The organism is Pseudomonas sivasensis (assembly GCF_052938085.1).
Map to the genome: position 1 here is coordinate 6,140,699 of NZ_CP176442.1, position 13,269 is coordinate 6,153,967.

The 13,269-nt window shown below is 59.5% G+C and carries 12 protein-coding genes; 2 read left to right on the top strand and 10 right to left on the bottom strand.

Features of this window, described 5'->3' with window-relative positions; all coding sequences use genetic code 11:
• The first annotated feature begins 10 nt into the window (after nucleotides 1–10).
• Nucleotides 11–214, top strand: a complete 204-nt coding sequence (locus tag ACKZ62_RS28205; RefSeq protein ID WP_032885073.1) for a twin transmembrane helix small protein — start codon at nucleotides 11–13, stop codon at nucleotides 212–214.
• 6 nt (nucleotides 215–220) lie between these two features.
• On the opposite strand, the gene ACKZ62_RS28210 is transcribed toward ACKZ62_RS28205, so the two are convergent.
• The 4 genes from ACKZ62_RS28210 to coxB all read right to left on the bottom strand — a co-directional run bounded on the left by ACKZ62_RS28210 (nucleotide 221) and on the right by coxB (nucleotide 4,546).
• The gene (locus ACKZ62_RS28210; protein ID WP_447096141.1) at nucleotides 221–1,108 is read right to left on the bottom strand and encodes a cytochrome c oxidase subunit 3; all 888 of its coding nucleotides are present in this window, start codon (nucleotides 1,106–1,108) and stop codon (nucleotides 221–223) included.
• A gap of 35 nt (nucleotides 1,109–1,143) precedes the next feature.
• Entirely contained in the window at nucleotides 1,144–1,695 is a 552-nt protein-coding gene (locus tag ACKZ62_RS28215; RefSeq protein ID WP_181644033.1) for a cytochrome c oxidase assembly protein, read from the bottom strand.
• 75 nt (nucleotides 1,696–1,770) lie between these two features.
• On the bottom strand, nucleotides 1,771–3,360 hold the full coding sequence (ctaD, locus tag ACKZ62_RS28220) for a cytochrome c oxidase subunit I (RefSeq protein WP_032885076.1): 1,590 nt from the start codon (nucleotides 3,358–3,360) through the stop codon (nucleotides 1,771–1,773).
• A gap of 58 nt (nucleotides 3,361–3,418) precedes the next feature.
• The gene (gene coxB / locus ACKZ62_RS28225) at nucleotides 3,419–4,546 is read right to left on the bottom strand and encodes a cytochrome c oxidase subunit II (protein ID WP_447096142.1); all 1,128 of its coding nucleotides are present in this window, start codon (nucleotides 4,544–4,546) and stop codon (nucleotides 3,419–3,421) included.
• A 368-nt stretch (nucleotides 4,547–4,914) separates the two neighbouring features.
• Between coxB and ACKZ62_RS28230 the strand changes: the two genes are divergently transcribed.
• A complete protein-coding gene (locus ACKZ62_RS28230) occupies nucleotides 4,915–5,562 on the top strand; it encodes a hypothetical protein (RefSeq protein WP_095185293.1) in 648 nt (215 codons plus the stop codon).
• A 129-nt stretch (nucleotides 5,563–5,691) separates the two neighbouring features.
• Here ACKZ62_RS28230 and ACKZ62_RS28235 read toward each other — a convergent pair whose 3' ends face one another.
• The 6 genes from ACKZ62_RS28235 to ACKZ62_RS28260 all read right to left on the bottom strand — a co-directional run bounded on the left by ACKZ62_RS28235 (nucleotide 5,692) and on the right by ACKZ62_RS28260 (nucleotide 13,264).
• Nucleotides 5,692–7,239 (bottom strand): SulP family inorganic anion transporter, encoded by a 1,548-nt coding sequence (locus ACKZ62_RS28235; protein ID WP_447096143.1) that lies wholly within the window; start codon nucleotides 7,237–7,239, stop codon nucleotides 5,692–5,694.
• Nucleotides 7,240–7,324: 85 nt separating this feature from the next.
• Entirely contained in the window at nucleotides 7,325–8,056 is a 732-nt protein-coding gene (locus tag ACKZ62_RS28240; protein ID WP_032885083.1) for a carbonic anhydrase, read from the bottom strand.
• Nucleotides 8,057–8,284: 228 nt separating this feature from the next.
• A complete protein-coding gene (locus ACKZ62_RS28245; RefSeq protein ID WP_095185290.1) occupies nucleotides 8,285–9,343 on the bottom strand; it encodes a PA0069 family radical SAM protein in 1,059 nt (352 codons plus the stop codon).
• Between the two features lie 70 nt (nucleotides 9,344–9,413).
• Nucleotides 9,414–10,712: a cytochrome c gene (locus ACKZ62_RS28250; protein WP_447096144.1), complete on the bottom strand. Its 1,299-nt coding sequence runs from the start codon at nucleotides 10,710–10,712 to the stop codon at nucleotides 9,414–9,416.
• A gap of 12 nt (nucleotides 10,713–10,724) precedes the next feature.
• Nucleotides 10,725–12,509 (bottom strand): GMC family oxidoreductase, encoded by a 1,785-nt coding sequence (locus ACKZ62_RS28255; protein ID WP_447096145.1) that lies wholly within the window; start codon nucleotides 12,507–12,509, stop codon nucleotides 10,725–10,727.
• Between the two features lie 2 nt (nucleotides 12,510–12,511).
• On the bottom strand, nucleotides 12,512–13,264 hold the full coding sequence (locus tag ACKZ62_RS28260; protein ID WP_032885088.1) for a gluconate 2-dehydrogenase subunit 3 family protein: 753 nt from the start codon (nucleotides 13,262–13,264) through the stop codon (nucleotides 12,512–12,514).
• Between the last annotated feature and the right edge of the window lie 5 nt (nucleotides 13,265–13,269).

A 13,269-nucleotide genomic window follows, 5' to 3' on the forward strand; every position in this document is an offset into this window, starting at 1 on the left:
GAGCCAGACCATGCTCAAAGCAGCCATTGCCCTGATGCTGATCGCGACTGTTGTGAGCCTGTTCAGTGGCCTGTTCTTTCTGGTCAAGGACGAAGGCAACTCCAACCGCCTCGTCACTGCCTTGACCGTGCGTGTCGTACTGGCCGTGATCACCCTCATGCTGATCACCTGGGGATTTTTCAGCGGCCAGCTGGTTTCTCACGCGCCGTGGTAAGACGCCTCACAGTACGTAGACGAAGAAAAACAGCCCGATCCACACCACATCCACAAAGTGCCAATACCAACTGGCTGCCTGGAAACCAAACTGGTGCTCGGCGTTGAAGTGGCCACGCAGAATGCGCATCAGCATCACAAACAAAATGATCGTGCCGATGGTCACGTGGGCACCGTGGAATCCGGTGAGCATAAAGAACGTCGCGCCATACACACCGGAGCCCAGCGTAAGGCCCAGCTCTTTATAGGCGTGGATGTATTCCTCGGCCTGGAACCCGAGAAACGCCAGGCCCAGCAGCACGGTAAGCGCCAACCAGATTTTCAGCGCGCCACGATGGCCCTTGCGCAAGGCATGGTGGGCGATGGTGATGGTCACGCTGGAGCTCACCAGCAGGATGGTGTTGACCAGCGGCAAGCCCCACGGGCTGATGGTGCCCTCGGGGGCGGGATAGAGTTTCGGGTCAGGGTTGTTGAGCAATGGCCAGGCAAATTCGAAATTCGGCCACAGCATGTGCGCGACGCCCTTTGAGCCTTCACCGGCCAGCCAGGGCGCGGACATGTGCCGCAAATAAAACAGCGCACCGAAGAAGGCGATGAAGAACATCACTTCGGAAAAGATGAACCAGCTCATCCCCCAGCGAAACGAGCGGTCCATCTGCGGACTGTACAAACCCGCGCGGCTTTCTTTGATCACCGCACCGAACCAGCCGAACAACATATAGGCCAGCAGCAGCCCACCAACGAAAAAGATCCACGGGCCGTGGGATTCCGGGCGAGCAGCCTTGAGATCGTTGAACCACACGCCCAGGCCATACACGGTGATCAGCAGGCCAAACGTGGCAATTATCGGCCACTTGCTTTGTGCCGGTACGTAGTACGTATCATGATTCGACATGTATTCACTCTCCCGATTGAGGGGGCAAACAGTAGCTAGCCGCCGGTATGCAAAGCCACGGGCGGTTGGCGCGCAGTGATATCAAATAGCGTGTACGCCAGGGTCAAATGCTTCACATCCTTGGGCATGTCTCGATCGACGATGAAACGCACGGGCATCTCGATACGCTGGCCTGGCTGCAGCACTTGCTGGGTGAAGCAAAAACACTCGGTCTTGTGGAAGTACATCGCCGCTTCGGCCGGGGAAATACTTGGCACGGCCTGGGCGGTCATCGGCTTGTCAGTGGGGTTGTGGGCCACGAACAGCATCTCGGTCACAGCGCCTGGGTTGACCACCACCTCGTCCGCCTTGGCGTAGAAGTCCCAGACCATGTCGATGGCGTTTGTAGACAGGAACTGCACCCGCACCTGGCGCGTCGGGTCGACGATCTGCTCGCCTTCATACTGCCCGGCAGTCTTGCCGTTGATGCCAAACGCCTTGCACATCACGTCGTAGATCGGCACCAGGGCGAAACCAAAGGCGAACATCGCCACGACCATGATCAGCAGGCGAGTGACCAACCGTTTGAGGGGCAGGGATTCAGCCATGACACACCCCTGAAGCGAATGCGATCAATGCGTGAGGGTGCTTGCCGCCCTCACCGTTGCTGTGTGGCAACCGGTTCATTTGACCTCCGGCGGCGTGGTGAACGTGTGGTACGGCGCAGGCGAAGGAATGCTCCACTCCAGGCCTTCAGCGCCATCCCACGGTTTGGCCGGCGCCGGCGGTCCACCTCGAATGCACTTGATCACGATGAACAAAAAGAAGATCTGCGTGGCGCCAAACATAAACGCGCCAATCGACGAGACCATGTTGAAGTCGGCGAACTGCAGGTTGTAGTCCGGCACCCGACGCGGCATACCGGCCAGCCCCACAAAGTGCATCGGGAAGAACGCCATGTTCATGCCCACGAAAGACAGCCAGAAGTGCAGCTTGCCCAGGGTTTCGTCGTACATGTGGCCGGTCCATTTCGGCAACCAGTAGTAGGCCGACGCGAAGATCCCAAAGATCGCGCCGGGCACCAGTACGTAATGGAAGTGCGCCACCACAAAGTAGGTGTCGTGGTACTGGAAGTCAGCCGGAGCAATCGCCAGCATCAACCCGGAGAAGCCGCCGATGGTGAACAGGATCACGAAGGCCACCGCAAATAACATCGGCGTCTCGAACGTGAGCGAGCCTTGCCACATGGTGCTGACCCAGTTGAACACCTTTACCCCGGTCGGCACGGCGATCAGCAACGTGGCGTACATGAAGAACAATTCGCCCACCAGCGGGATACCGACCACGAACATGTGGTGCGCCCACACGATAAACGACAGGAACGCGATGCTTGCCGTGGCGTAAACCATTGAGGTGTAGCCGAACAGCGGCTTGCGCGAGAAGGTCGGAATGATCGAACTGACGGCGCCGAAGGCCGGCAGGATCATGATGTACACCTCCGGATGACCAAAGAACCAGAACACGTGCTGGAACAGCACCGGATCACCACCGCCAGCCGCACTAAAGAAGCTCGTGCCGAAGTGAATGTCCATCAGCATCATGGTCACGCAACCAGCCAGCACCGGCATCACCGCAATCAGCAGGAAAGCGGTAATCAGCCAGGTCCACACGAACAGCGGCATCTTCATCAACGTCATGCCCGGCGCGCGCAGGTTGAGGATGGTAGCGACCACGTTGATCGCGCCCATAATCGAACTGATGCCCATCAGGTGGATGGCGAAAATGAAGAATGTCACGCTTTCCGGCGCGTAGGTGGTGGAGAGCGGGGCGTAGAAGGTCCACCCGAAGTTCGGTCCGCCGCCGGGGGTGAACAGTGTCGAGACCAGCAACAGGAAAGCCGCTGGCAACAGCCAGAAGCTGAAGTTGTTCATGCGCGGCAAGGCCATGTCGGGCGCGCCGATCATCAGCGGGATCATCCAGTTGGCCAGGCCGACAAATGCCGGCATCACCGCGCCGAACACCATGATCAGGCCGTGCATGGTGGTCATCTGGTTGAAAAATGCCGGTTCGACGATCTGCAACCCGGGCTGGAACAGTTCGGCACGGATCACCATGGCGAACGAACCGCCCAGCAGGAACATCGTGAAGGCGAACCACAGGTACATCGTGCCGATGTCTTTGTGGTTGGTGGTCAGCACCCAACGCATTAACCCCTTGGCGGGGCCGTGGGCATGGTCACTGGTGTGTCCATGGTCATCGATCACAGCGCTCATGGCCGTTCTCCTGCAAACGAATGGGCGGGGCGGGGCGGCGCAAATGTAATGAGGGCTGTCATTTGCTTTCCGCCTGTTTGATGGCCAGCACGTCTTTTGGCGTGACCATGTCGCCTTTGTTGTTGCCCCAGGCGTTGCGCTCGTAGGTCACCACGGCGGCGATATCCACTTCCGAGAGCTGCTTGCCGAACGCGGCCATCGCAGTGCCCGGCTTGCCGTGATAGACGATGCTCAGGTGGTCGGCGGCCGGTCCGGTAGCGATTTTCGAGCCCTTGAGCGCCGGGAACATCGGCGGCAGGCCCTGGCCCTCGGCCTGGTGACAGGCCACGCAGGTGGTGTGATAAACCTTGTCACCACGGGCCACCAACTCTTCAAGGGTCCACTCTTTGGAGGTCAGTTCCTTGAGCTTGGCGGCCTCGGCCTTGCGTTCACCCAGCCAGGTTTCGTAGTCAGCCTTGGATTTGACCTCGACGACGATGGGCATGAAACCGTGGTCTTTACCGCACAATTCGGCGCACTGCCCACGGTAGATGCCGGGCTTCTCGACCCGAGTCCAGGCCTCGTTGACGAAGCCGGGAATAGCGTCGCGCTTGACCGCAAAAGCCGGCACCCACCAAGAGTGGATCACGTCAGCGGCGGTAACCAGAAAGCGCACTTTGGCGCCCACCGGCAGCACCAACGGCTGGTCGACTTCCAGCAGATAGTGCTCGCCCTTGGTGGCCTGGTTATGGATCTGCTCGGCGGGTGTGGCCAGGTTGCTGAAGAACTCCACATCCTGGCCCAGGTATTTGTAATGCCACTTCCACTGGTAGCCAGTGACCTGGATATCGATATCCGACTCACTGCTGTCGTAGATGTTGATCAAGGTCCTGGTTGCGGGAATAGCCATCGCGATCAGGATCAGCAAGGGCACGACGGTCCAGAGGATTTCCACGGTGGTGCTCTCGTGGAACTTGGCTGCGACCTGGCCGGTGGAGCGCCGGTGGACCATCATCGACCAAAACATGGCGCCAAACACGATGATGCCGATCACCACACAGATCCAGAAAATGGTCATGTGCAGATCGAACACAGCGTGACTGACTTCTGTTGCACCTGGCGCCATATTCGTTGTCCAGGCGGCGTGGGCCTGGCCGAATACTGACCACAACAGGAGGCCCATCCAAACGTGTGGATGTCGCATCATTGCGGGTTCCCCTTATCGTTCTTGTTATCCCGCCGGTTTGCACCTGCGTCGAAGGGAGCGGCTTCCATACTGCTTACAACCGCTTAGCCTTGCCTGCTTATGCAGTCTGGCGTCATCAGCTAATCGCGTACAAATCCGAGTATAGACAGGGTATGCAACCCCGCAATGTGTAGGGACAAATGAGGCAAAATGGCACGGCCGGAACCAATGAAACCGGGAGCGGAATCGATTTTCCGACGAACGATGGCAATTCAATATAACGCCTGCGCATAACCATGAAATAATTATGACAAATGCGTCTTAGGCGCTCGTATAAACGAGCTAACTTAACCTCTCCCTTTTCCTACGCCTGCATCACTGGAGCCTTCATGAACACCGCCGCATTGCGCGAGCAGATTTCCCGTGCCCATCAACACGAAGCCACTACGGGCCAGCTTGCCCAGCAACTGGAAAAACAATTGCCGCACCTGCATTCGGCCATTGCTCTGGCTGAAGGTGATCGCAACGTTGTCATGGCGCGTTTTGTCACCGCCTACATCGACTTGGTCCCGGATTTGCTCGACGCGGCCAATGAAGTTGCCCGCGAGGCCGGTATCGAAAGCCAGATCAAGCCGGTGCTGAAGATTGCCGAGCATTTCTTCCTGCAACCGCCAGCTATTCTGGCAGGCCACGAAGGCCTGGACGGGCTGCTGGACGAGGCCTACCTGGCTCATCGTCTGGTGGAGGAAGTAAACGATCTGTATATCAAGCACTTCGGTCGGCCGTTGATTCCGGCGGATACCACCGTGGCTAACTTGATTGCCCATCAGTTGATCGGCGAAGCGTTTGCCAACCAACTGGATGAAGCCGTCCACCTGGCGGTGGATGAGATGCTCAACGAAGACAGCTTTGCGCTGGAGTCGGTCGAGGCGTACCGCGAGCAGTTGAAAAGCCCTGACACAGACGCCGCGTGGAAGCGCTGGCCGTGCCTGTCTCGGCAACTGGGGGTTGAATTGGCGCTGGATCAACCCGCCTGAATCCTGAGGTAGACGCAGAAAAAATGTGGGAGGGGGCTTGCTCCCGATAGCGGTGGCTCAGTCACATATGCTTAGACTGACACTCTGCTATCGGGAGCAAGCCCCCTCCCACATTTTGATCCGGCTTCATCAGCCGATTGATGGCGCCGAGCCGATTCCCGTCGTCGTCCTAACCCGGCCTTCGAGCCGGCGCTTCAACCCGCGCGCCTCAATCACCAACTTCGAGCCCTTCGCCGCATTCGCCCGACCCCATTCTTCCAGTAACTCCAGGCAGGAATGGTCGATATAGCTGAGGTTGTTGAGCGGCACATGCACCGTGGTCCCCGCAGGTACCGTCGACAGCACTTGGGTCAGCGCAGGCACTTTGAGAAAGGTCGCCGCTCCGGTCAGCCGTAGCTCCATCTCTCCATCCTGAGGCAGGTCAATCAGGCTGACTTTCAGCCGGGACGCCTTGAGCGCCAGTTTGACCAACGTGAGGCCAAAGCCCACCAGCACACCCGTCAGCAGGTCAGTAAAGATGATCGCCAAGGCCGTGGCCGCATAGGTAAACATCGGCATCCGCCCGTAGCGCCCCAAGGCCTTGAACGCCTTGACGTCTACCAGCTTGATCCCGGTGTACACCAACACGCCGGCCAGGCTCGCCACCGGAATGCTTTGCAGCACGCTCGACAACAGCAACACGAAACCCAGCAACCACACGCCATGGAACATGGCAGACAGACGAGTGGTTGCACCCGCCTGGACGTTGGCTGAGCTGCGTACGATCACGCCGGTCATCGGCAAAGCACCGACCAGGCCGCAGAGCATGTTGCCGACACCTTGGGCGGACAGCTCTTTGTCGAAGTCGGAACGCTGGCCATTATGCATGCGGTCGACAGCCGCGGCGGAAAGCAGGGTTTCGGCGCTGGCGATAAATGCCACTGCGAAGGCAGCGATCAGTAGTTGAGGATCGGCCAGGTTCAGCAGGTCGCTGGGGCGCAGCCAGTCAATGGCGTCAGCCAGGTTTTCCGGGACTTCCACGCGTTTGACCTGCAACGCCAGCACCAGGCTGGTGACCGTAGCCAGGCCGACGCCAAGCAAAGCGCCCGGCACAAACCGCAGCGGTTGCGGACGGAATTTATCCCACAGGTACATCACCAGCATCGTCGACAGCCCAAGCAAACCCGCTTGCCAGCCAAGCCCGCCGCCAAAGGTCGGTATGGCTTCAGCCAGTGCAGCCGGGAAACCCGCCAGGTTGTCCAGCCCCGAAGGCTTGGGCGCACCGTCGAGCATCACATGAATCTGCGACAGCACAATCAACACGCCAATGCCCGCCAGCATGCCGTACACCACTGCGGGCGCTGTCACGCGGAACCAGCAGCCCAGGCGCAAACGTCCGGCCACCAGTTGCAGAAAGCCCGCCAGCAGCAGGATCGGGCCCAGCATCAACATGCCGTGCTGGCGCACCAATTCAAACACCAGCACAGCGAGACCCGCCGCCGGACCGCTGACCTGCAGCGGCGACCCCGCCAACCAACCCACCACCAGGCCACCGATGATCCCGGTGATCAGGCCCTTGGCCGGCGGCATGCCGGACGCAATCGCGATCCCCATGCACAGCGGCAGGGCGACCAGAAACACAACCACCGAGGCGAGCAGCTCCCGTGGCAATACAGCTTTCAATTGAGCAGCACGCATGATGACTCTCCCGAGGCATTCGCCGGGCGCGGTAAAGCCTGGCTGCATCCATGGCAGCCACCGCATTACCCGGCAGGGAAGTGTTTTAGAAGCGCGCTTTAGGCGTCGCTGAAGGGATCGGCCCGTCACCGCCCAACGGTCGGAACGCCGACTGGTCGGCATCGTAGGCGCGGATTTCGCTGGTCTCGATGTTGTAGATCCAACCGTGGATGAACAGCTGACCATTAGCCATGCGCGAAGCCACGGAAGGGTGGGTGCGCAAATGTTGCAACTGGGCGATGACGTTTTCTTCGGTGAGCACCTTCATGCTCTCGCCTTCGCTGGCGCAATCGCAGTTGTCATGGACCATGGTCTTGGCGACCTCGGCATGCCGCAACCAGGCTTTTACCGTCGGCATTTTTTCCAGGCTGTCGGGGTTGAGTACCGCCCGCATGGCGCCGCAATCGGAGTGTCCGCACACGATGATGTGCTGCACACCGAGGGCAAGTACCGCGTACTCGATGGCCGTGGAGACACCACCGTTCATTTGGCCGTAGGGCGGCACTACGTTGCCTACGTTACGGGTCACGAACAGGTCGCCAGGCGAGCTTTGGGTGATCAGCTCGGGCACGATGCGCGAGTCGGCGCAGGTAATGAACATCGCTCGCGGGCTCTGGGCCGTGGCGAGTTTCTTGAAGAGTTCTTCCTGCTGGGGGAAGACGTCGTGATGGAAATGCAAAAAACCGTCAACGATATGCTTTAGCGCTGCATCGGCGGACTCCGCCACTTGAGAGGCTGAAGCCGACGCAGCCAACGGCTGTTTATCCTTATCACTCATGATTCATCCTCTTGATTAGTGCAGGGGGCGTGTTCAGGACAGTTCGACGCCCGGCCAGTGGAATAGTTGTAAAACTCCAATAACCCGGGTGTCGACTCATCAGTCACTCGCTGAGCAAGGTAACCGCCGAAACTTAACTCAAACTGAATGAACCGCTCTAGATCGCGGGTTTCAGTGATGTCAAAACGCGACTATTCCTACAAGAAAGGTGCGTTCTTCCTGATAAGTCTACAACAATGCCATCTGTCTGCCCGGCGGACAGAACGCCGTGCAATCCAGATTGAATCCTTCACGGCGATTGAGCCCCAGGCGTTTGATTGCCTTGCTGAAACGCTGGGCCAACAAATCAGCAAAAGGTCCTTCGCCCCGCATACGCACACCGAAGCGGCTGTCATACACCTCGCCACCTCGCACCTGCCGCACCAGACTCATTACGTGGGCCGCACGCTGCGGGTAATGCGCCGTCAGCCACTCTTCGAACAACGGCGCCACTTCCAGGGGCAGGCGCAGCATCATGTACGCTGCGCTCTGCGCACCGGCGGCGTGCGCCTCGGTCAGCAGGCTCTCCAACTCACTGTCGTTGATCATCGGAATCATCGGCGAGCACAACACACCCACGGGAATCCCCGCCTCTCGCATCACACGGATCGCTCGCAACCGCGCCTTAGGCGCTGCCGTGCGCGGCTCCAGGATTCGCTTGAGCTCGTCGTCCAGACTGGTGAGGCTGATCATCACCGCCACCAGACGCTGGCGGGCCAACTCGGTGAGCAGGTCGAGGTCACGCAGGATCAGCGAACCTTTGGTAATGATGGTCACCGGATGTCGGTAGCGCAGCAGCACTTCGAGGGTCTGACGCGTGATCTTGTATTCACGCTCGATGGGCTGGTACGGATCGGTGTTGGAACCCAGGTTGATCGGCGCACACACATAGCCCGGCTTGGACAGCTGCTGCTCCAGCACGTCGGCCGCATTGCTCTTGGCGATCAGCTTGGTCTCGAAATCCAGCCCCGGTGACATGTCCCAATAGGCGTGGCTGGGCCGCGCATAGCAGTAGATGCAGCCATGCTCGCAACCGCGATACGGGTTGATCGAGCGATCAAACGGCAGGTCCGGTGAGTTGTTGCGGGTGATGATGGTTTTAGCCGTCTCAATACGCACCTCGGTGCCTTGGGTCGGCGGTACTTCCTGATACCAGCCATCGTCCTCGGCCACGCTGACCGAAGGCGCAAAGCGGTTGTGCAGGTTAGTGGCCGTGCCCCGGCCACGGGGCGGCAACGGAGTAGACATGAATACGCCTCGATACTGTTTTTATATACAGTATCGAGGCGCGACGTTTCTGACCAGTGCCGTTTGGCGGTCAGTGTTTTTGTGTGACCTGCCCCAGGTCATCGCCCGAGGTGGTGCGCATATCGTTTTTACGCTTATCAGCCACGTCGCTGGCTTTCACCGGCGCACCTTTATTGCCCCAACTGCCACGGATGAAACTGACTACGTCCGCCACTTCCTGGTCCGACAGGCGCCAGGCAAATGCCGGCATGGTGAAGGTCGATGGCGCCGCGTGAGTGGCTGGCAAGGTGCCGCCGTTCAACACGATGTTGATCAGCGAGGTGGTATCCGCCGTCTGCAATACCGGGTTGCCCGCCAGCGCCGGGAACACGCGTGTATAGCCATGGCCGTCGGTGCGGTGGCAGGCCGCACAGTTGTCGATGTACACCGACGCACCCGGCTGGCTGTCATCGCCTTTCCACAGCGCCTGCGCTACCTGCTTGTCGTACACATGCGGCTGGTCCTTGGGATCGACTGCAGGCAGGCTCTTGAGGTAACGGGCGATAGCGGTCAAATCGTCTTCCGACATGTACTGCATGCTGTGGACTACAACGTCGCTCATACCACCAAACACCGCGCTGCGATCACTGCGACCGGTCTTGAGGAATTGCACCAGTTGCTCCTCGCTCCAACTGCCGAGGCCGTCCTTGTGGTCGCCGCGCAGGCTCTTGGCGATCCAACCTTCCAACGGCGCGCTGCCGGACAGGAAGGCATCGCCGTCTGTGGCACTCAGGGCTTTTTCCTGCATGGTCAACGCACGGGGGGTGTGGCACGCCCCGCAGTGGCCGAGGCCTTCCACTAGGTAAGCGCCACGACTTGTCACCGGGTCGGCACCCGCTACCACTGGTGTGTCAGCCACTTCAGGGGCAAACATCCAACGCCACGCCGCCAACGGCCAACGCATGCTCAAGGGCCAGGGAATATCGCTGTCCTTATTTGCTTGGGCGACGGGCTCCACGCCCTTCATGAAGTACGCATACAACGCCTGCATATCGCTGTCGCTGACACGCGCGTAAGACGGGTACGGCATCGCTGGGTAAAGCGTACTACCGCTCTTGGCGACGCCATGGCGCACGGCCTTGTCGAAGTCTTCGAAGCTATAGTCGCCAAGGCCGGTCTTGTCCGGGGTGATGTTGGTGGAATAGATCACGCCAATCGGGGTTTCCATCGGCAGCCCGCCTGCGAAGGGTTTGCCGCCCTTGGCGGTGTGGCAAGCCACGCAGTCACCGGCGCGGGCCAGGTATTCGCCCTGTCTGATCAGGTCGGTTTCGGCGGCGCTTATCGAGCAACTGCTGAGCAGCGCAAACGTGGCGATAACAAGTGCTTTCATGGTCATCGCTCCTTATGCCTGAACCAGTGGGCCGGGGTTTTTCAGGTACTGCTCACGGATCGCCCGTGCCGACCAGTAGGTCAGCGCCGCCACCAGGCCGGTAGGGTTGTAGCCCAGGCCCTGTGGGAAAGCGGACGCGCCAGGGACAAACACGTTGTGTACGTCCCAGCTCTGCAGGTAACGGTTCAACGCACTGGTTTTCGGGTCGGTGCCCATGATCGCGCCACCATTGAGGTGGGTGGTCTGGTAAGACGCAGTGTTGAAATGCTCACCGACTTTTTTACCAAGTACAGCGATGGCCTTGGGGTTCATCGCTTCGGCAACCTTGCCCATTTTCTCGACCATGAAACGGTTCATCTTGATGTCGTTCTCCTGCCAATCGAACGTCATACGCAGCAGCGGCAGGCCGTAGGCATCGCGGTACACCGGGTCCAGATCCAGGTAGTTGCCTCGGTAGGATTGATGGGCACCGTGGGCGTCCATCGACACCTGATGGGTGTAGTAATCGGCGGTGGCGCGCTTCCACGCACTGCCCCAGGCCGGGGTGCCGGGCGGGTTGGACGTACCCGCAATCGGCCGACTGCCGGCCTGGTTGACCCACATCGGCGAGCCGCCCACAAAGCCGTGTGGGCCGTGGTCGAAGTTGTCCGCATTGAAGTCGTCCATCGCCACGCCATTACCGCCCGCGCCGATGAAATTGTTGGTGTGGGTGTCCTTATCGAAGAAGGCCTTGATGGTTGCCATGTTCTGGTAAGCGAAGTTCCGGCCCACCACGCCTTCATTGGTAATCGGGTCGTACGGCTTGCCGATGCCCGACAGCAGCATCAGGCGCACGTTGTGAAACTGGAACGCGCCGAGGATTACCAAGTCCGCCGGCTGCTCGATTTCACGGCCCTGGGCGTCGATATAGGTCACGCCCGTGGCTTTCTTCTTGGTGCTATCGAGGTTGACCTTGAGCACGTGGGAATTGGGCCGCAGTTCGAAATTCGGCACCTGACGCAGCGCCGGCAGGATGTTCACATTCGGCGAGGCCTTGGAGTACATGTAGCACACGTAGCCACTGCAAAAACCGCAGAAGTTGCACGGGCCCATCTGCGCGCCATAGGGGTTGGTGTAAGGCCCCGAGGTGTTGGCGGATGGTAAGTTGTAGGGTTTGTAACCCAGATCGGCAGCCGCTTTCTGAAACAGCTGTGCGGAGACCGTATTTTTCTGCGCTTCCAACGGAAACGGGTTGGAACGATCCGGCGCGTAAGGATTGCCGCCACGGCCTTCACCCACCAGCTGACCTTTAACGGTCCAAGCTTGGCCGGAGGTGCCGAAGACTTTTTCCGCATAGTCGAAGAACGGCTCCAGTTCTTCATAGCTGACGCCGAAGTCCTGGATAGTCATGTCCTTCGGAATGAAGTTTTTCCCGTAGCGTTCTTCGTAATGGCTGCGCATGCGCAACTCGATCGGGTCGACACGAAAGTGCACACCTGACCAGTGAAGGCCCGCGCCACCCACGCCATTGCCCGGCAAAAAAGCGCCGAGCTGACGGTTAGGTAGGGCGACATCATTCACGCTATGGCGAATGGTCACCGTCTCTTTGGAAATGTCCTGGAAGAGTTTCTTACGCACGCTGTAGGTCAATTCGTCGATGACCTGGGGATAGTTGCCGTCCGGGTACGTGTCCTGCATCGGGCCGCGCTCCAGCACCAGCACGTTGAGGCCCGCTTCTGTCAGCTCCTTTGCCATGATCGCGCCGGTCCAGCCGAAGCCGACGATCACTGCATCCACTTTCTTCATGATGGTCGCCACGTTTATGCCCTCTCGCCACGGATGGAAACAGCCGGGAAGGGGTATTGCTCGTTGCGTTCCACCCAATCCATAAAGTCGGCGCGCGCGCCGGGGAAGCCGATCATGGTCCAGCCGACCATGCCTTTATTGCCACCGTGGATCGGGTCGCAAAAGAAGCCTTCCTTGGTGTTTTGCAGTAACAGGTTGAAGAAGATTTTCGGCGGTACGGCGTCGAAATGCGCCGCCACTTCGCCGCCACCAGCCTCCAGACGGCGCAGCATATCGTCTCGGGTAGCGCTGTCTTGCGCAGCAAAAGCTTTACCGTTGAAAGCTTTCGACCACGCATCCGTCGCAGCAATGCCCAGGCGATAAATTTCTTTGGGGACCAACTTGCTCTGCCAGCCCATCTCCGGCGGGGCGTCCGCGTTGAACGGACCTTGCATGTACCACAGCGCGCCGCTGGCGTACGGCGTGTTCATCTGACGGTCGATGTATTCCGGCACGCCTGCTTCCAGGGCACCTGGGCCTTGAGCATCTGCGGGGATCAAACGCTCGACGGCGGCGTTGATGAACGCCCATTCCTCAGCGGTGAAATAGCTCGGCTCGTAGGCCTTGTCGTTCTTCGCAGGTTTGGCCGGCGCGGCGTGGGCAGGCTCAGGCGTGGCCATCAGTATCGAGCCACCAAGGCCGGTACTCGCAACCGTGACCACCGGGATCAAGGTCAAGGATTTGCGCAAAAAATCACGCCGGGGGTTGTCTTGATCTTGATCAGACATGGGTG